Here is an 18,596-nt window from a genome sequence, read left to right on the forward strand (position 1 = left end):
GATGACGGCGAACCGCCAACGAGGATGTGTCAGATCTTGTTTGCAGCCTGCGCGAGTGCAGACTTCTTGTTTGCAGCCTGGTTGGCGTGGATAACGCCCTTGCTGGCTGCCTTGTCGAGCTTGCGGCTGGTGGCGACGAGGAGCTCGTTGGCCTTGTCCTTGTCACCGGCTGCCGCAGCCTCGCGGAATGAACGAATCGCGGTACGCAGCGAGGACTTCACCGACTGGTTACGGAGTCGGGCCGCCTCGTTGGTACGGATTCGCTTCACCTGGGACTTGATGTTGGCCACGCGTAAAATCCTTGTCGTCTTTAGCTGGTTACGGTCGAGAAAGCTGTGGGCGCACTGATGCACCGACTGGCAAGATTACCAGTCCAGGGTCGAATATCCCAAACCGCCGCACGATGCGCCTGATTGAGAAGGTTACACGGGGTTTGCGGGGATGTTTCCGCACTGCTCAAATCGCGGACGTGTAGCAGCATGTTTGCTATGACGCCGACGGCAGACAATGTGGTGAATACAGGCTCGGCCACGACGCGGGCGCGTCCCTCCGGAGTGTTCGACGGATATGCGGACATCGGTCGCTACGAGTTGGCTTTCGACGAGATGTTCGACGCCGACGGATCAGTGCGAGAGTCCTATCGAGGGGTGTACTCCGCGCTGGCGCCGACGAGCAGTAAGGACCTCGGGGCCCGCGCAGACGCACTTGGTCGCGCCTTCATCGATCAGGGGGTGACGTTCTCGCTCTCGGGGCAGGAAAGCCCCTTCCCGTTGGATGTGGTTCCGCGCGTTATCGCGGCGCAGGAGTGGGCGCACCTCGAAAAGGGCATCAAACAACGGGTCAAAGCGCTGGAGTTGTTTCTGGCAGACATTTACGGCGAACAGCGGATTCTGCGTGATCACGTGCTTCCCCGGCGGCTGGTCACCTCGTGTGAGCACTTCCACCGGGAGGCCACGGGAATTGTGCCGCCCAACGGCGTGCGTATTCACGTGGCCGGGATCGACCTGGTCCGGGACGAAGTCGGTGACTTCCGGGTGCTAGAGGACAATCTGCGATCACCGTCCGGGGTCTCCTATGTGATGGAGAACCGTCGGACCATGACGCGGGTGTTCCCGGACCTGTTCATGTCGCACCGGGTGCGTGCTGTCGGTGATTATGCAACTCATTTGCTGCGCGCCCTGCGAGCCGGTGCGGCCACGAACGAAGCCGACCCAACTGTGGTTGTTCTCACACCGGGTGTCGCGAATTCGGCGTACTTCGAACACTCGCTGCTCGCGCGACAGATGGGTGTCGAGTTGGTGGAGGGCCGCGACCTCTTCTGCCGCGACAACGTCGTCTACATGCGCACGACGGAAGGTGAACGTCAGGTCGACGTGATCTACCGACGGATAGACGATGACTACCTCGACCCGATGCACTTCCGCCCGGACTCGATTCTCGGTGTGGCCGGCGTGCTCAACGCGGCCCGGGCGGGCAACGTCGTGATTTCGAGTGCTGTGGGAAACGGAGTCGGAGACGACAAACTTGTCTACACCTATGTGCCGCAGATCATCGATTACTACCTCGGTGAGAAACCGTTGCTGCAGAACGTCGACACGTTCCGTTGCTGGCTCGACGACGAGTGTGAGGAAGTACTCGACCGCGTCGCGGAACTGGTGATCAAACCCGTCGAGGGGTCCGGTGGGTACGGCATCGTGTTCGGCCCGGACGCGAGCCCGGCGGAACTGGCCGAGATCACCGGAAAGATCAGAGCCGATCCGCGCGGCTGGATCGCTCAACCGGTGGTGCAGTTGTCGACAGTGCCCACGAAGATCGGGGACGTGTTGTCGCCGCGTCATGTCGATCTGCGTCCCTTTGCGGTCAACGACGGTGACGACATCTGGGTATTGCCCGGCGGGTTGACTCGCGTGGCGCTCCCGGAAGGCTCGTTGGTGGTCAACTCGAGCCAAGGCGGGGGAAGCAAGGACACGTGGGTATTGGCCGCGGCGACATCAACCGACGCCGGGGAACTGGCGGGTGAGGAACTTGTCGGCGAACCGCCGGAATCCGCAGAACCTGACAAGGGCCCGGAACTGACTCCGTCACAACTGAATCAACAACAACAGTGATCACGCCGAAGCGATCAACAGAACGGAGTGTGATGTAAGGATGCTTGCCAGAAATGCCGAATCTCTCTACTGGATCGGCCGTTACGTGGAACGGGCCGATGACACCGCGCGCATCCTCGACGTGACCGTCCACCAACTGCTCGACGACACGACCCTCGATCCGGATCGAACGTCGCGGTTGTTGCTTCGGGTCCTCGGAATCGACGCGCCGGAAGAGGAACTGGATGTGCGGTCGCTGACGGATCTTGTTGCGTTCAGTCGCAATCAGGTCGGATCGATCGTCGACTCACTGTCGAGCGCCCGGGAAAACGCTCGTGGCGCACGTGAGGTGACGTCCAGTGAGATGTGGGAGTGCCTGAACACGACGTACAACGGCTTGGGGGAGCGCGAGCGAGCGTCGCGCTACCTCGGGCCACACGAGTTCTTCCGCTACGTCGAGGAACGCGCGGCAATGTTTGCGGGACTGGCGGATTCGACGCTCAGCCGCGACGACGGTTACCGGTTCCTGCTGTTGGGTCGCTCCATCGAGCGAGTCGACATGATCGTGCGCATGCTGCTGGCCCGTGCGGGGGACAAGCCGACGTCGCCTGCCTGGGTGTCGGTGCTGCGCTCGGCCGGCGCGCACGACACGTACCTCCGTACCTACCGTGGTGCTCTCGACGCGAACCGGGTCGTGGAGTTCATCCTTCTCGATCGGCTGTTTCCGCGGTCGGTGTTCCACTCGATTCGGCAAGCGGAGAAGTGCCTGGAGGAACTGGACCCGCAGCAGGCCAGCCGGGTCGGGATCCGCGCTGAGGCCACCCGATTGCTCGGTAGGGCACGAAGTGAGCTCGAGTTCCTCCCCCAGGGAGTGTTGCTCGAGGATTTGCAGTTGAGACTGTTGGGTTGGCAGGAGACGTGTCGCGAACTGGGTGAGGCTATTTCGTTGCAGTACTTCCATGCCGCGCCATGGGTCGCGTGGACTGACGCAAGTGCTGTCTACGCCGAGGCGACTGTGGAGGGGGAACTGTGAGTTGGCGAATGAGGGTTGTACACACGACCGGATATGCCTACGAAGCTCCGGTGACGTCGTCGTACAACGAGGTGCGACTGACTCCACGGGGTGACAACCGGCAAACTGTCATCTTGAACCGCGTCGAGACCCAACCGGCTTCGCGTGCCTACCGGTACACCGACTATTGGGGTACTGCCGTGACGGCTTTCGATCTTCATGCGCCGCATAAGGAACTGGAAGTCACCGGTCTTTCCGTTGTCGAGACGGAACCGTTTGTCGCGCCGGAAGAAAAGGTCGGCTGGGACGAGTTGGCCGGTAATTCGATCAAGGATCGGTTCAACGAACAATTGAGTTTCACGGATTATGTCCCGCGAGACGAGAAGTTCACGGCAATTGCCGAAGAATTGCGACAGGGTTTATCGCCGGAGGAAGCGGTAGTGGCCGTGTCGAAATGGGTGTACAGCGAAATGTCGTATGTGCCCGGGACTACCGGCGTCCACACGTCGGCGGTCGAAGCCTGGGCCGCACGCGAAGGTGTGTGTCAGGATTATGCGCATTTGACACTCGACATACTGCGCACCATGGGAATTCCGTGTCGATATGTTTCCGGATATCTGCATCCGACGCGCGATGCCGCTATCGGGGACACGGTGGTCGGGGAATCACACGCCTGGATCGAGGCGTGGACGGGTGCCTGGTGGGGATACGACCCGACAAACGTGATAGCTGTGAATGAACAACATGTCGCGGTCGGGATAGGTCGGGACTATTCGGATGTGCCGCCGCTGAAGGGAATCTATTCCGGCGGTCGATCGACAGATCTCGAAGTTGTTGTGGAGATCACTCGCCTTGCGTAAAGTCCGGCAAATCTAGACGCGTGAGCATTACTGCCGTTTCATTGACGAAGAAGGTGGGAATATGTCTCCAACTGCACAGGAATTAACCGAGGTCGAACCGATTTCGGACGTCAAGAAATATGTGGCCGAAGCGGTGGGGACATTTGTACTGGTGTTCTCCGCCGTCGGCACCGCCGTATTTGCCGGTGCGAAAGTCGGAAACCTCGGAGTTGCTCTGGCTTTCGGTTTGACCTTGCTGTTTCTGGTGTACGCCATCGGCCCGATTTCGGGTTGTCACGTCAATCCCGCGGTGACCGTCGGCCAATTTGCCATCGGGCGAATCTCGGCAGTGAATGCGGGCATCTACATCGTCGCTCAGATAATCGGTGGTCTTCTTGCAGGTGTTGTCATCTACACCGTCGCAAACAGCCTTCCTGCCTACAACAGAGTCGCAGACGGCCTGGGTGCTAACGGATGGGGAGCGCACAGTCCGTCGGCCGAGAAGAACCTCCTGGGAATGGTGGTGTCCGACGGCTACGGCATCGGCGCCACGATGATCATCGAGATCTTGCTGACCGCGCTTCTGGTGTTCGTCGTTCTGGCGTCCACCGACCAGATCTCCGACGTTCCGCTGGCCGGAGTGTCCATCGGCTTCACGCTCGCCGTGATCCACCTGATCTCGATCCCGATCGACAACACGTCCGTGAACCCCGCCCGCAGCCTTGCCGTCGCCCCGTATCAGGTCGGTGCCATGGGCCAAGTGTGGCTGTTCATCGTGTTCCCGATCATCGGCGGCGCACTCGGCGCACTGATCTACCGCGCGTTGTTCGGCCGATTCAATCGCTTGAACAGCTGAGCCGCCTCAACAGCTGAGCGATTTCGGTAGTGCTTTGTCCTTCGGGTCGGCTTCAGCTCCAGCTGAAGTCGGCCCGAAGTTTTGTGGCGACCAACTCGAACTTTTTGCGGTCCATGACGGCTCCTTCGCGGCGAATACCGGCTTCCGGGACGTCGAGAACACGATCCAACCTGATCCAACTTGGGCGGCCTTCGCTGTCCCACGGGCCGGACCCGATGGCGACCCAATCTCGCTCGCCGTTGCGCTTGCTCTGCGACGACAGCATCAAGCCCAGAAGTGTGTCCCCGTCTCGGCCGACAACCAGAACCGGGCGGTCCTTGCCCTGCGTCGGGTCCTCTTCGTAGGCGACCCAGGTCCAGACGATCTCGCCGGGATCGGCTTTGCCGTCGAGATCGGGGGAGTATTCGACCTTGCGGGCGCGATGCGCGGTGGGGACGGTGCGCGCCGCGACCGGTCGGCCGGACGTGCCCGTCGACGCGTTCGACGACTGCAGTTGGCGTAGCAGTGTCGGGCCCTTGTCCAGAGCGAAGTTACCGAGGGTTCTACCGAGCTGCTTCCACATGCTTGCCATGGCGACCGAGCATAATCGCATGGTGCGCGGGAACCCTGAGCGCTTGGTGCGGGCACACCCGAGTGCTCTGTGCGGGAACCGCTGGCGCGGCGGCGGTGAGACTTGGATATCCTAAGGGTTGACAGTGGCCCGGATCCGGGCCGGTGCCGGTCCGATTAAGGGGTCTCCCATCAGCAGCTTCGCCGACAAGACGTTCACGGATCCTGCGCAGATCCGGAACTTCTGCATCATTGCGCACATCGACCACGGTAAGTCGACGCTGGCAGACCGCATGCTGCAGCTCACCGGCGTGGTCGAAGAGCGGGCGATGCGCGCGCAGTATCTGGACCGCATGGACATCGAGCGCGAACGTGGCATCACCATCAAGGCCCAGAATGTGCGCCTGCCCTGGACTGTCAACGGTGAAGAGTTTGTCCTCCACCTCATCGACACCCCCGGCCACGTCGACTTCACGTACGAGGTCTCGCGTGCGCTCGAAGCGTGTGAAGGCGCGATCCTGCTGGTCGACGCAGCTCAGGGCATCGAGGCTCAGACACTGGCCAACCTGTACCTGGCGATGGAGAAGGATCTCAAGATCATTCCCGTCCTCAACAAGATCGACCTCCCGGCTGCCGATCCCGACCGCTATGCCGAGGAAATTGCGCACATCACCGGCTGTGAGCCCGGCGATGTCCTGCGCGTCTCGGGTAAGACCGGCATGGGCGTCAAGGAACTGCTCGACGAAGTAATCGTGCAGATTCCCGCACCCGTCGGTGATGCCGACGGTCCGGCTCGCGCGATGATCTTCGACTCGGTCTACGACGCGTATCGCGGCGTGGTCACGTACGTGCGTGTTGTCGACGGCCGGATCCGTCCGCGCGAGAAGATCACGATGATGTCCACCGGCACCACGCACGAACTGCTCGAGGTCGGCATCATCTCGCCCGAGCCGAAGGCCAGTATCGGCCTGGGCGTCGGCGAGGTGGGCTATCTCATCACGGGTGTGAAGGACGTTCGTCAGTCGCGAGTCGGTGACACCGTCACCACAACGCGCAACGGCGCCACACAACCGCTCGTCGGCTACCGCGATCCCAAGCCGATGGTCTACTCGGGTCTGTACCCGATGGACGGCTCGGACTACCCCGTGCTGCGCGACGCTTTGGACAAGCTCCGCCTCAACGACGCGGCCCTGGCGTACGAGCCCGAGACATCGGTTGCTCTGGGATTCGGTTTCCGCTGCGGCTTCCTGGGACTGCTGCACATGGAAATCACCCGTGACCGTCTCGAGCGCGAGTTCGGTCTCGAACTGATTTCCACGGCGCCCAACGTCGTGTACCGCGTCGTGATGGAAGACGGGTCCGAGGTCATCGTCACCAACCCGTCGTACTGGCCTGAAGGCAAGGTTCGTGAAGTGTACGAACCGGTCGCCAAGTGCACCGTCATCGCGCCGAGCGAGTACGTCGGCGCAATCATGGAGCTGTGCCAGTCGCGTCGTGGTGAGCTCGGCGGCATGGATTACCTGTCGGAGACCCGCGTCGAACTGCGCTACGAATTGCCCATGGGCGAGATCATGTTCGACTTCTTCGACGCGCTCAAGTCCCGCACCAAGGGCTACGCCAGCCTCGACTACGAAGAGGCCGGCGAGCAGCAGGCAGACCTGGTGAAGGTCGACATTCTGCTGCAGGGCGAGGCCGTCGACGCGTTCTCCTCGATCGTTCACCGCTCCAACGCCGGTGCCTACGGTGGCCGGATGACATCGAAGCTGCGCGAGCTCATCCCGCGTCAGCAGTTCGAAGTTCCGATCCAGGCCGCGATCGGCGCGAAGATCATCTCGCGCGAGAACATTCGCGCAATCCGCAAGGACGTCCTTGCCAAGTGCTACGGCGGCGACATCAGCCGTAAGCGCAAGCTGCTCGAGAAGCAGAAGGAAGGCAAGAAGCGGATGAAGACCATCGGCCGCGTCGAGGTTCCGCAGGAAGCATTCGTGGCAGCACTGACATCCGAATCGGTCGGCGAGAAGCCCAAGAAGTAGGAGCGCATGATCACCACCTGGTTGTCCCGAGAATTCGGAATCGAGATCCCGGTACTCGGGGCACCCATGGGTGGGCGGGCCGGTGGCGCTCTCGCCGGCGCGGTCTCCGCTGCCGGTGGGCTGGGTCTGCTGGGGGCGGCCAGGTACAACACACCCGAGTGGATCGAGGCCGAAGCCGACGTGGCTCGCTCGATCGGCGGGAAATTCGGTGTCGGGCTCATGACGTGGTCACTGCCCGAGAACGAATTGATGCTCGACACCGCGATAGCGGTCAAACCGACCATGATCACCTTGTCGTTCGGTGATCCCGCCGCCTATGTCGGCCGCATCCACGATGCCGGGATTCCCGTTGTGTCACAGATCAATACGCTCGAAGACCTCCGCGTTGTCGAGGCCGCGGGAGTGGACGCCGTCATCGCGCAGGGCGGTGAGGCCGGCGGGCACACCGGCCGCATCGGAACTCTCCCGCTGCTGCAGGAGATCCTCGAAGCAACCTCGCTGCCGGTGCTCGCTGCGGGTGGGATCGGGACCGGGCGCGGTCTGGCCGCGGTTCTTGCTGCCGGCGCGGAGGGCGTGATGATCGGGACCGCGTTGCTCGCCAGCCCCGAAACTGTCGGCCCGGATTACGCGCGTGATCGCGTCGTCGAAGCCGGGAGTGCGGACACCGTCTACACGTCCGTGTTCGACCGAGCGCGCAGTCAGCCGTGGCCGCAGCGTTGGGGTGGCCGAGCCATCGCCAACGACTTCACGGCAGCGTGGGACGGCGTCGATGCCGATGAGGGCACTCTCGCAAAGGCGTACGACCCGTCCGATCCGAACAACGGCGTCGTGTATGCCGGAGAAGCGGTGGGACTCGTGCATGGAACTCACCCCGCCGGTGACGTGGTTCGGCGGATCGGCGCGGATGCGGAGCGCCACCTATCTGCTGTGCGCCTTTCTTGACCGCGGGCGGTTGAGAAAGGCGCACAGCAGGGGACTTACGTCGCGTTGTGCGCAGGCTGGAATGCGCCGGCTTCGGCGGCCTCCTCGGCGCGGATCACGTGCACCACGGCGTTGATCAATGCCAGGTGGGTGAACGCCTGCGGGAAGTTTCCGAGATGACGGCCGGTGTGTGCGTCGATCTCCTCGGCGTAGAGCTTGAGCGGGCTGGCAAATCCGAGTAGACGCTCACACAGGTGCTTCGCGCGCTCGAGTTCGCCGATCTCGACCAACGCCGAGACCAACCAGAACGAACAGATGGTGAATGTGCCTTCTTCGCCGCTCAATCCGTCGTCGGTGGTTTCGACGCGGTAGCGCAGAACCAGGCCTTCCTCGGTGAGTTCGTCGGCGATGGCAAGCACGGTTGCCCGGATACGGGGATCGTCGGCCGGGAGGAAACGCAGGAGCGGCGCGAGAAGCAGCGACGCGTCGAGTGAATTGTGCCCGTATCGCTGGGTGAGCACACCACGAGAGTCGACGCCGTGAGCGAGGATATCCTCTTTGATCTCGTCGGCAATGGCGGACCACTGCTGCGCAAAGCTCTTCTCGCCCTGCATTTCTGCGAGCTTGGCGCCGCGGTCGAGAGCAACCCAGCACATGATCTTCGACGACGTGAAGTGTTGCGGTTCGCCGCGCACTTCCCAGATCCCGCGGTCGGGTTGACGCCAATGCTTGATGGCTTCCTCGACCTGCCGCTTGAGTAGCGGCCACAATGCTTCGGGGACACGCTCGCGGGTGCGGATGTGGAGATACACCGAGTCGAGCATGGTGCCCCAGATGTCGTGCTGCTTCTGGTCGAACGCGCCGTTGCCGATCCGTACCGGCCGCGCACCGTCGTAGCCGGACAGGTGGCTCAGTTCGGACTCCTCGAGGGTTCGCTCACCGCCGATGCCGTACATCACTTGCAACGGGTGTGGTTTCCCGTGGTCGGAACTGGAGACGTCGTAGATGAAGTTGAAGAAATCGTTGGCTTCGCGGTCCAGTCCGAGGGTGTAGAGGCCCCAGAGCGCGAAGGTGGAATCGCGAACCCACGCGTAGCGGTAGTCCCAGTTACGTTCTCCGCCAGGTGTTTCCGGGAGAGATGTCGTGGAGGCGGCAAGGAGGGCGCCGGTGGGGGCATAGGTGAGCCCCTTGAGGGTGAGTGCGCTGCGCTGGAGGTAGGCCCGCCACGGATGGTCGGGGAACTTGCCGATGGTGACCCATTCACGCCACGATTTTGCGGTCTGCCACATCATCTCGGCGGCTTCGTCGAAGGTCTGCGGCGACGGCAGTTCGGACCACGACAGTGCGACGAACGCGTTGTCGCCCTCGACCAACCGGGTGCGGGCACGGGCTTCGCGCCCCTCGAGTCCGAGGCGCAGATCGGTGGTGAGGCGCAGTGACGGATGATCGCCGGGCCGTGAGGAATGGCACGTGGCCGTCGCTTCCTCGTACACCTTGCCGGTGTACTCCCAGATTGCGGCACCCCGGTGGTAATCGAAGGCCGGTTCGCAGCTCATTTCGAGTTCGACAGTGCCGCTGACGCACTTCACAGTGCGGAGCAGGATGTGTTCTGCATCCCAGTCGGTGGGTGTGCGCCGATGAGTGCTGGAACGCTTGTCGACGTTGTGCCACGGGCCGAGAACCAACGCGTCGCGCACGACCAGCCATCCCGTCTCGGTCTGCCAGGTGGTCTCGAGAATGAGCCCGCCGGGAAGGTAGCGGCGAGCTGCCGGAACGTTCTGACCGTACGGGCCGATCCGGAAGTGCCCTGCACTGCGATCCAGGATCGCGCCGAAGACGCTCGGAGAGTCGGGACGCGGGACGCACATCCACTCCACTGATCCGTTCCGGGCGATCAAGCAGGATGTCTCGCAGTCGGACAGAAATGCGTAGTCGTCGATGGGTGGGAAGGTGCTTCGGTGGTGGCCTGCCGTGGTGGAGGGGACGGCCTGCATTACTTCGTCGTCGACACTCATTCGGACATTGTCCGGCCAGATCTGAGGCACGTCCACTCCACAGTCGTTCGGTGCCCGCGGCGGCGAACGATAGGGTGATGAGCGTGGAGCGAATTGCGGGTTGGTGGGACGGCGTGGAGCTGTGGATTGCCGGCCTTCCCTTCATCCCACAGGTCGTGTTGGTCCTTGCCGTTGTTGTTCCACTGTGTGCCGGCATCGCGATCGGTCTGGATCGTGGATTGTCAGCAGTGCTGTCGTCGCCGGTCTTCGAGTGGCTACGACGCACCCCAGCGGCAATCTCCGAGAAAACCCCCGAGAAATCTTTCAGAGAAGTCGAGGAAAACTGATGCCCCGCTCACGGGTCACTCTTGCACTGATCGCCCTGATCCTTCTTTGTATCGTGGCGTGGCTTCTCACTCGTTAGAGATTCGATTCGAGACCGCCGGAATGCTCTGCTAGAGTCCTCGACGTGTCCGAAGCAGCAGCTCCCCAGATCCGCCACCAGTTGGCGTTGATCGCTGTCGGCATGCTTGACGTCGCTGACGTCGCCTGTTGTTGATTTCCCTGTAGTTCGAATTCCTCGGCGGCGCACGTGCGCCCCGCTCGAACTCTTCTGCGCGTAGTTCGCGCCCCCCGACCATGGGCATCTTAAAGCCCCGTCGGCTCTTCATGTCCGAACATTCCGATGGATTCAGCCCCAGAGGTCTCGGACTTTCACGCTGTGTCAGCCCTTTTCTGTCAGCCCTCTCGGAAGGTATCTGCAATGAAACGCCGTTCCCGCACACTCCTCACTGCTATCGCGACCATGGGGGCCGTGGTACTCACAGCGTGCAGCGGTGGCTCGAGCGATACCGTCGGTGCCGATACGGTTGCCAGCGACGGTAGCGCCGGCACGATCAACCTGTTTGCCTACGCGGTCCCGAAGCCCGGCTTCGACAAGCTGATTCCCGCCTTCCAGGAGACGGAAGACGGGAAGAACGTTGCGTTCAACCCGTCGTACGGCGCCTCCGGCGACCAGTCGCGCAAGGTGAAGGACGGCGCGGAAGCCGACTTCGTCAACTTCTCCGTCGAGCCCGACATTACGCGTCTCGTCGACGCGGGCCTGGTGGACAAGAACTGGAATCAGGACGCCTACAACGGAATTCCGTTCGGATCGGTTGTCACCATCGTGACGCGTCCCGGAAACCCGAAGGGCATCAAGGACTGGGACGACCTGCTCCAGCCCGGCCTCGAGGTTGTCACCCCGAATCCGTTCAGTTCGGGCTCGGCCAAGTGGAACCTGTTGGCGCCGTACGCGGCAAAGAGTGACGGCGGCAAGAACCCGCAGGCCGGCCTCGACTACATCACCGCGCTCGTCAACGACCACGTCAAGATCCAGCCGAAGTCGGGCCGCGAAGCATCGGAAGCCTTCTTGCAGGGCAGCGGCGACGTTCTGATCAGCTACGAGAACGAAGCACTGTTCATCGAGGGCAACGGAGATCCGGTCGAGCACGTCACCCCGCCGACGACGTTCAAGATCGAGAATCCGGTCGCTGTGTTGTCGAACAGCAAGGTTCTGGATCAGGCAACGGCGTTCAAGGATTACCTCTACACCACCGAAGGCCAGAAGCTGTGGGCCGAAGCAGGATTCCGCCCGGTTGATCCCGCGGTTGCCGCCGAGTTCACCGACAAGTTCCCGGAGCCCACGAAGCTGTGGACCATCACGGATCTGGGTGGCTGGAAGACCGTCGACTCCACACTGTTCACCAAGGACACCGGTTCCATCGCCGTAATCTACGACAACGCAACCAAGTAAGACTGCCGTGACCGACACCATTGAACGCACACCCGTGACCCGCAAACCCAAACTCGCGCGGGTCACGGGAAGCGTCGGGCCACTCGGCATCGGCGTGGCCACACTCTGGCTTTCCATCATCGTCCTGCTGCCGCTCGCGGCGCTGACCGTCACCGCTTTCGACGACGGTATCGCCGGGTTCTGGGACGCCATCACCGCACCGGTCGCGCTGGCGTCGTTGCGGGTGACGCTGTTCGCCTCGATCGTCGTGGCGTTGATCAACGTCGTGATGGGCACGATCATCGCGTGGGTGCTTGTGCGAGACGAGTTCCCGGGCAAGCGAATTGTGAACGCGATGATCGACCTGCCGTTTGCGTTGCCGACCATCGTGGCGTCGATCGTTCTGCTGTCGCTGTACGGGCCGCAGTCACCGATCGACATTCACCTCAACGCAACCCAGCCCGGCCTGATCGTCGCGCTGGCATTCGTGACGCTGCCGTTTGTCGTGCGTTCGGTGCAGCCGGTTCTGATGGAGGTCGATCGTGAAGTCGAGGAAGCGGCAGCGTCTTTGGGCGCGTCCAACTGGACGATCTTCCGTTCCGTTGTGTTGCCGACGCTGGCTCCTGCCGTGATTTCAGGAGCCGGCCTGGCGTTTGCGCGAGCGATCGGTGAGTACGGTTCCGTAGTTCTCATCGGCGGCAACATTCCGCGCGTGACGCAGGTGACGTCGCAGTACATTCAGCAGCAGATCGAAATCGATCGTCCGACCAATGCTGCTGCGGTGTCGGTGGCCTTGCTGCTCATCGCGTTCGTGACGCTGTTCGTGCTGCGTCTCTTCTCTTCTCGGGGTCAACGACGTGAGGAACGCGGCTGATGAACATTTCCACGAAATCGCGGATCGGACTGCGGTCCGTCGCGCTGCTGTACCTGTTCGTTCTTCTTGTGGTGCCGATCGGCGTGATCTTGACGCGTACGTTCGAGAACGGGATCGGCGCGTTCATCGACTCGATCACGACGCCTGCGGCGATTTCGGCACTGAATCTGTCGCTGCTCATCGTGGTGATCGTGGTACCGATCAACGTGATCTTCGGAATTGTCACCGCACTTGCCTTGGTGCGCGGGCGTTTTCCCGGTCGCGGTGTTTTGCAGTCCGTCGTCGACCTGCCGTTTGCGGTCTCGCCTGTTGTGGTCGGTGTGTCGCTGATCCTGCTGTGGGGCGCAAACGGATGGTTCGGCGGAATCGAGTCCTTGGGATTCAAGGTGATCTTCGGATTGCCTGGCATGGTGCTCGCAACCATCTTCGTCACGTTGCCGTTTGTCGTCCGTGAGGTCGAACCCGTCCTGCACGAGATCGGTGACGAGCAGGAGCAGGCCGCGGCGACGCTCGGTGCTTCGGGGTGGCAGACGTTCTGGCGCATCACGTTGCCCGCGATTCGGTGGGGCTTGACCTACGGAATCGTGTTGACCGTTGCCCGCTCTCTCGGTGAATTCGGAGCTGTCATCATGGTGTCGTCGGGCTTCCCCGGGGTATCCCAGACGTTGACCTTGCTCGTGCATTCGCGATACATCGACGATCACAACACCTTTGGTGCGTATTCGGCAGCTACTCTGCTGATGGGCATCGCCATCATTGTCCTGTTGCTGATGACGCTGCTGGACCGCAAGAGGAGCAACACATGATCACTGTGACCGGGGCGCGTAAGAACTACGGTGACTTCGCGGCGCTCGACGACGTGTCCGTCAACATCCCGTCCGGTTCCCTGACCGCACTGCTCGGGCCGAGTGGCTCCGGCAAGTCGACGCTATTGCGGTCGATCGCGGGTCTCGAGCAACTCGATTCCGGCACCATCACGATTGCGGGAAAGGACGTCACCGGCGTCTCCCCGCAGAAGCGTGACATCGGGTTCGTGTTCCAGCATTACGCCGCGTTCAAGCACATGACGGTTCGCGACAACGTCGCGTTCGGTCTCAAGATCCGTAAGCGTCCGAAGCCGGAGATCGAGAAGAAAGTCAACGAACTTCTGGAGATCGTCGGCCTCGACGGCTTCCAGCATCGTTATCCGGCACAGCTTTCCGGTGGTCAGCGTCAGCGGATGGCATTGGCGCGTGCCCTTGCCGTCGATCCGCAGGTGCTGCTGCTCGACGAGCCTTTTGGCGCGCTGGACGCGAAAGTTCGCGCAGACCTGCGCACATGGCTCCGCCGGTTGCACGACGAAGTGCATGTCACGACGGTTCTGGTCACCCACGACCAGGAAGAAGCCCTCGATGTCGCGGATCGCATCGCTGTGCTGAACAAGGGACGGATCGAGCAGATCGGTGAACCTGCCGACCTCTACGACCGCCCGGCCAACGATTTTGTGATGTCCTTCCTCGGATCTGTCGCCAAGCTCAACGGCCAGTTGGTACGCCCGCACGACATCCGGCTCGGCCGCGACCCCAGCATGGCTCTCGCTCAGGAAGCCGGAACCGCAGAATCGCTCGGCGTCACCCGGGCAACAGTCGAACGTGTGGTGTACCTGGGCTTCGAGGTTCGTGTGGACCTGCGCAACGAAGCGACGGGGGAGCTGTTCTCAGCTCAGGTCACGCGCGGAGACAGTGCTGCTCTGCATTTGGAAGCCGGCGAGACGGTGTACGCCCGTGCGACTCGGGTTCCGGACCTTCCGGAAGAGCCGGTGGACTCTCCGACGGTTGTGAGCCTCGTAGGCCAGGTGTGACGCGGTTTCTCACCCCTCGCGGCACACCATCACCGGGCACTGGGCGTGGTGAATGAGGCTCTGACTGGTGGATCCCACGATCGAGGCCATGAACGGGCTTCGACCGTGGCTTCCCACGACAACAAGTTGAGCCTCGGCTGAATGTTCGAGAAGCGCCTTCATCGGTCCACTTCTCTGCACGCTGCGAGTGACCTCGACCTCGGGGTACTTCTCGGTCCAGCCGGCGAGGCATTCGGAGAGCAGCGCGTTTTCGTGCTCCTCGTACGGACCCCAATCGGTGAACCGCCGCGCTTCCGAGTAGCCCCCGAGCGAGGCGTGTTCGTTCCAGGTGTGGACGGCAACGAGGGGCACACCGAGAAACGCCGCAAACTCGAAGGCGTGGCCGGTGGCGAGTTCGCTGAGTTTGCTGCCGTCGATACCGACGACGATGGGCCTGGTGTCGGTGGTGGCGTGGTCGCTGCTGCCGCGGAAGACGGTCACCGGGCAATGGGCGCGGTTCACCACTCTGATCGTGTCGGATCCCAGAAACACCGACTGCATCTCGGTGGTTCCGGCTTGTCCGAGCGAGAGGATTCGTGCGGTTTTCGAGAGTTCGACGAGCGCTGCCGCCGTGGTGCCGGAGACGAATACACGCTCGATGGTGACGTCGGTGTGGTCGTCACGAATGGCGTTCTCGGCCTCCTCGACCAACTTCGCACCTTCGGTACGGACGTGACGATCGAACATCTCTTCGTCGGTCACGGCGCCGCCTTCGCTGAAATCCGGTTGTCCGCGCAGCACATGTGTCAGGCGTAGGGGCTCGTCGAATTTCCGGGCCGCAGACGCCGCCCATCGCGCAGCGTTCACCGCACCGGGGGAGCCGTCGATTCCGGCCACGATTCCGTGTCGAACAGATGCACTGGTCATGGGAGTCTCCTCGCGTCGCCTCCTTCCAGTGTGTCCCTGCTCGCCTCGGGTTCGCTACACGGAAGCCTTTGCCCGCCGGGCAAGCACGTCGGTGGAGACCGGGGGCAGCGATCGACGTGGCCGCAATGACAGCAGGGCAGTGATGAATCCGTTACCGAGAAGTGTCATGTCGACGTTTTTCAGAACGGTTCTGCGCATCAGGGCGAGGATCGCTGCGACGCCTGTGACGGCCATCCACATGGGAAGCGGGTAGAGCGTGAGACGTTCACCGAGTCCGAAGGTGAGGGTTCGGCCGAGGAGAAGGACAGCACCGACGAGTCCTGTTGCCGCGCACAGGCCTGACCACACTGCGATCCACCGCTGGTGGTTCCAGAACGCGACGGCGAGAAGCACGAGGACGGCGTGGCGGGCGACAAATCCGGGCAGGACTGCAGTCCAGTGAACGAAGGTGCCGTCGTTGGCGGGGAACATTCCGGTGGCAGCGGTACTCAAGGCCACGACGACTGCCAGTCCCAGTATCCATTTCTTCGTGCGACCGTCCGGAATGTACTTGTGCAGCAACGCTGCTCCGAGAATGGTGAGGGCGCCGAGGACCATGAACGCGGCATTCATCACGTCGTGTAGCGGTGAACACGAATCGGTGCTGCAGGTTGTGACGCCCAGCGAACTGATGGAATCACGCGCAAAACTGTAGGGAGTCTTCCAGGCGCCGGCTGTGAGGATCTCGACCAGTAGATACAGGACGGACAGGACCCAGGCGACGCCGGCGGTGCCGAGACGGAAATTGTGAGTGATCGTCTTGCTCCCAACTGGTTGGTGGAACCAACAGTACGGTAACAATCTGATAACGGCCTGTGAAATTGCTCAGGCGGAGCGAATCAACCGGCCGGGAAGAGTTTCAGCAGCGGCGTTGTATCGGTCGATCATCGTCTCGATCAGCAGGGCGTGGGCACCGATGGTGTCTGCAAAAACCGTGCCGTCGAAAGCGGTAGTTGCGGCAGCACTGAGGCGATCGGTCAGAAGGCCGGGTGCAAGAAACCATGGCGCAACAACTATGCGGTTGGCGCCGCCTTCGCGGAGTGCGGAAATTGCGGCCCCCACGCTGGGCTGCGCCGAGGTGGCAAAACAGACTCGAACACCGGACCACTTCGTTCCGGTAGCGAGGGCGCCGGGAATCTCGGCAGTTGCGGAGTTGGCTTCCGCGTCGGACGAGCCGACCGCGGCAACCGCTACACCCACCGACGGATCGTCGGGATGCGCACCGGCTTCGAGAATTCGCTCCCGCAGCGCCTCGATCAATCGATCGTCACGACCCAGTACCTCGGCTTGGGTCACGGTCAACTGCGGGTGGCGCAGTGTGGCCGCTGCGAGGAGTCCGGGCAGGTCGACGCGGGCGTGGAAAGCGTGGCCCAGCAACATCGGAACAACAACGGCGTGAGTGTGGCCGTCGTGTGCAACACCGTCAAGGACCTGATCGATGGACGGCGCATTGAGATCGAGAAACGCCAGCCGGACATCGAGACCTGGCTGGGCTTCACGAAGAGCCGCCACGGCAGCCGTGATCGCCCGAGCGGAACGGGGATCACGGCTTCCGTGTGCAACAGCAATGAGCGGAACCATCTTCTTAGACGCGCTCGCCCAATTCGACAGCGGAAATGACGTCGCCGACCAGGCCGGCTGCGAGAGTGTTTCCACCAGCGGGATCGATCAACAGAAAGCTGCCCGTGTGGCGGTTGACGGCGTAGTCGTCGGCCACGATCGGCTCGGCTACCCGGATCGAGATCTTGCCGATCTCGTTGAGCTCGAGTGTTTCCGGGCCCTGATCCGTGGTGAGATCCTGCTCGTTGAAGCGCTCCACCAAGCTGCCGACGATGGCCTGCGTCGTACGCGTGCCGTGCTTGAGCAGCAAGCGTGCACCGGGGCGAAGCGGCTTCTCGGCCAGCCAGCAGACGGTGGCGTCGAATTCGCCGATGGGCTCGGGTGCGTCCGACGGCGACGCGATGGTGTCGCCGCGGGAGACGTCGACGTCGTCGGCCAGGATCAGCGTGACGCTGCGTCCGGCGTGAGCGACATCCAGTTCACCGTCGGCGGTGTCGATCCGGACGACGGTGGTGCGCGTACCCGAAGGCAGGATTACCACTTCGTCTCCTGGCACGACGGAACCGGCAGCAACCTGGCCGGCATATCCGCGGTAGTCGAGGAACTCCGCGGTGCGCGGGCGGATCACGTACTGAACCGGGAATCGCAGGCCGACGCGGTGCGGCTCGGCGTCGACCGGAATCGACTCGAGGTGCTCGATCAGCGTGGGGCCGGTGTAGTACGGGGTCTTGTCCGAGCGGATGGCGACGTTGTCGCCGTGCAGAGCCGACACCGGGATCTCGACGACGTCTTCGCTTGCCCAGCCCAGTGAGCTGGTGAGTTCGTTGAACTCTGCGGAGATCGAGGTGAAGACCTCTTCGGGGTTCTCGACGAGGTCGATCTTGTTCACGGCGAGAACGAGCTTCGGGACACCGAGCAAGGCGAGAACCGCTGCGTGCCTACGAGTCTGCGCGATGACACCCTTGCGGGCATCGACCAGCAGGATCACGAGCTGAGCCGTCGACGCACCGGAGACCGTGTTGCGGGTGTACTGCACGTGGCCCGGTGTATCGGCCAGCACGAACGTGCGCTTGGGGGTCGCGAAGTAGCGGTACGCCACGTCGATCGTGATGCCCTGCTCACGCTCGGCGCGCAGACCGTCGACCAAGAGCGAGAGGTCAGGGGTGTCGAGACCGCGGTCCACCGACGCGCGGGTCACGGCGTCGATCTGGTCGGCGAGAACGGATTTGGTGTCGTACAACAGGCGGCCCACGAGGGTGGACTTTCCGTCATCGACGCTGCCGGCAGTTGCCAGTCTCAGCAAGTCGCTCAT

Annotated in this window: 19 protein-coding genes; 12 read left to right on the top strand and 7 right to left on the bottom strand. The window is 62.5% G+C overall.

The annotated features are described in order from the left end of the window. Positions 1-29: 29 nt before the first annotated feature. Entirely contained in the window at positions 30-290 is a 261-nt protein-coding gene (gene rpsT / locus CJ178_RS00690) for a 30S ribosomal protein S20 (RefSeq protein ID WP_033232941.1), read from the bottom strand. Positions 291-488: 198 nt separating this feature from the next. Between rpsT and CJ178_RS00695 the strand changes: the two genes are divergently transcribed. From CJ178_RS00695 to CJ178_RS00710, 4 genes are all read left to right on the top strand, one after another. After that, the gene (locus CJ178_RS00695) at positions 489-2,108 is read left to right on the top strand and encodes a circularly permuted type 2 ATP-grasp protein (protein ID WP_045067891.1); all 1,620 of its coding nucleotides are present in this window, start codon (positions 489-491) and stop codon (positions 2,106-2,108) included. Positions 2,109-2,148: 40 nt separating this feature from the next. Next, positions 2,149-3,120, top strand: a complete 972-nt coding sequence (locus CJ178_RS00700) for an alpha-E domain-containing protein (RefSeq protein ID WP_033232943.1) — start codon at positions 2,149-2,151, stop codon at positions 3,118-3,120. An 8-nt stretch (positions 3,121-3,128) separates the two neighbouring features. Continuing rightward, positions 3,129-3,959 (top strand): transglutaminase family protein, encoded by an 831-nt coding sequence (locus CJ178_RS00705; RefSeq protein WP_095885913.1) that lies wholly within the window; start codon positions 3,129-3,131, stop codon positions 3,957-3,959. 61 nt (positions 3,960-4,020) lie between these two features. Then, a complete protein-coding gene (locus CJ178_RS00710) occupies positions 4,021-4,794 on the top strand; it encodes an aquaporin (RefSeq protein WP_033232946.1) in 774 nt (257 codons plus the stop codon). A 52-nt stretch (positions 4,795-4,846) separates the two neighbouring features. On the opposite strand, the gene CJ178_RS00715 is transcribed toward CJ178_RS00710, so the two are convergent. Beyond that, positions 4,847-5,365: a type II toxin-antitoxin system PemK/MazF family toxin gene (locus CJ178_RS00715; RefSeq protein WP_045066969.1), complete on the bottom strand. Its 519-nt coding sequence runs from the start codon at positions 5,363-5,365 to the stop codon at positions 4,847-4,849. A gap of 118 nt (positions 5,366-5,483) precedes the next feature. On the opposite strand from CJ178_RS00715, the gene lepA reads away from it, so the two are divergent. Together lepA and CJ178_RS00725 are read left to right on the top strand one after the other, a co-directional pair. Further along, positions 5,484-7,376 (top strand): translation elongation factor 4, encoded by a 1,893-nt coding sequence (lepA, locus tag CJ178_RS00720; RefSeq protein ID WP_033232951.1) that lies wholly within the window; start codon positions 5,484-5,486, stop codon positions 7,374-7,376. 6 nt (positions 7,377-7,382) lie between these two features. After that, positions 7,383-8,318: an NAD(P)H-dependent flavin oxidoreductase gene (locus CJ178_RS00725; RefSeq protein WP_045066971.1), complete on the top strand. Its 936-nt coding sequence runs from the start codon at positions 7,383-7,385 to the stop codon at positions 8,316-8,318. A gap of 35 nt (positions 8,319-8,353) precedes the next feature. Here CJ178_RS00725 and CJ178_RS00730 read toward each other — a convergent pair whose 3' ends face one another. Then, complete coding sequence (locus CJ178_RS00730; RefSeq protein WP_033233173.1) at positions 8,354-10,312, bottom strand: glycoside hydrolase family 15 protein; 1,959 nt, start codon at positions 10,310-10,312, stop codon at positions 8,354-8,356. 83 nt (positions 10,313-10,395) lie between these two features. Here CJ178_RS00730 and CJ178_RS00735 point away from each other — a divergent pair, with 83 nt between their 5' ends. The 6 genes from CJ178_RS00735 to CJ178_RS00755 all read left to right on the top strand — a co-directional run bounded on the left by CJ178_RS00735 (position 10,396) and on the right by CJ178_RS00755 (position 14,779). Beyond that, positions 10,396-10,638, top strand: a complete 243-nt coding sequence (locus CJ178_RS00735; protein ID WP_033233174.1) for a hypothetical protein — start codon at positions 10,396-10,398, stop codon at positions 10,636-10,638. A gap of 122 nt (positions 10,639-10,760) precedes the next feature. Further along, complete coding sequence (locus tag CJ178_RS33680) at positions 10,761-10,850, top strand: Ms4533A family Cys-rich leader peptide (protein ID WP_309599224.1); 90 nt, start codon at positions 10,761-10,763, stop codon at positions 10,848-10,850. A gap of 204 nt (positions 10,851-11,054) precedes the next feature. Further along, positions 11,055-12,086 carry a sulfate ABC transporter substrate-binding protein gene (locus CJ178_RS00740; RefSeq protein ID WP_045066974.1) on the top strand — a complete coding sequence of 344 codons (1,032 nt, stop codon included), beginning with the start codon at positions 11,055-11,057 and terminating at the stop codon, positions 12,084-12,086. A 7-nt stretch (positions 12,087-12,093) separates the two neighbouring features. Further along, positions 12,094-12,939, top strand: coding sequence for a sulfate ABC transporter permease subunit CysT (gene cysT / locus CJ178_RS00745; RefSeq protein WP_033232957.1), 846 nt, complete (start codon positions 12,094-12,096; stop codon positions 12,937-12,939). After that, positions 12,939-13,745: a sulfate ABC transporter permease subunit CysW gene (cysW, locus tag CJ178_RS00750; protein ID WP_033232959.1), complete on the top strand. Its 807-nt coding sequence runs from the start codon at positions 12,939-12,941 to the stop codon at positions 13,743-13,745. The genes cysT and cysW overlap by 1 nt, the downstream gene beginning before the upstream one ends. Continuing rightward, positions 13,742-14,779, top strand: a complete 1,038-nt coding sequence (locus tag CJ178_RS00755; RefSeq protein ID WP_033232961.1) for a sulfate/molybdate ABC transporter ATP-binding protein — start codon at positions 13,742-13,744, stop codon at positions 14,777-14,779. Before cysW ends, CJ178_RS00755 begins: the two co-directional genes overlap by 4 nt. 9 nt (positions 14,780-14,788) lie before the next feature. Here the strand turns inward: CJ178_RS00755 and CJ178_RS00760 are convergent, their stop codons facing one another. The 4 genes from CJ178_RS00760 to CJ178_RS00775 form a co-directional block, all read right to left on the bottom strand. Next, a complete protein-coding gene (locus tag CJ178_RS00760) occupies positions 14,789-15,685 on the bottom strand; it encodes a universal stress protein (protein WP_045066976.1) in 897 nt (298 codons plus the stop codon). Between the two features lie 54 nt (positions 15,686-15,739). Next, entirely contained in the window at positions 15,740-16,435 is a 696-nt protein-coding gene (locus CJ178_RS00765) for a DUF998 domain-containing protein (protein ID WP_239654745.1), read from the bottom strand. Positions 16,436-16,549: 114 nt separating this feature from the next. Beyond that, a complete protein-coding gene (locus tag CJ178_RS00770) occupies positions 16,550-17,305 on the bottom strand; it encodes a sirohydrochlorin chelatase (RefSeq protein ID WP_033232965.1) in 756 nt (251 codons plus the stop codon). A 4-nt stretch (positions 17,306-17,309) separates the two neighbouring features. Beyond that, complete coding sequence (locus tag CJ178_RS00775; RefSeq protein WP_033232967.1) at positions 17,310-18,596, bottom strand: sulfate adenylyltransferase subunit 1; 1,287 nt, start codon at positions 18,594-18,596, stop codon at positions 17,310-17,312.

Source organism: Rhodococcus sp. ACPA4 (assembly GCF_002300185.1).
GTDB lineage: Bacteria > Actinomycetota > Actinomycetes > Mycobacteriales > Mycobacteriaceae > Rhodococcus_F > Rhodococcus_F globerula.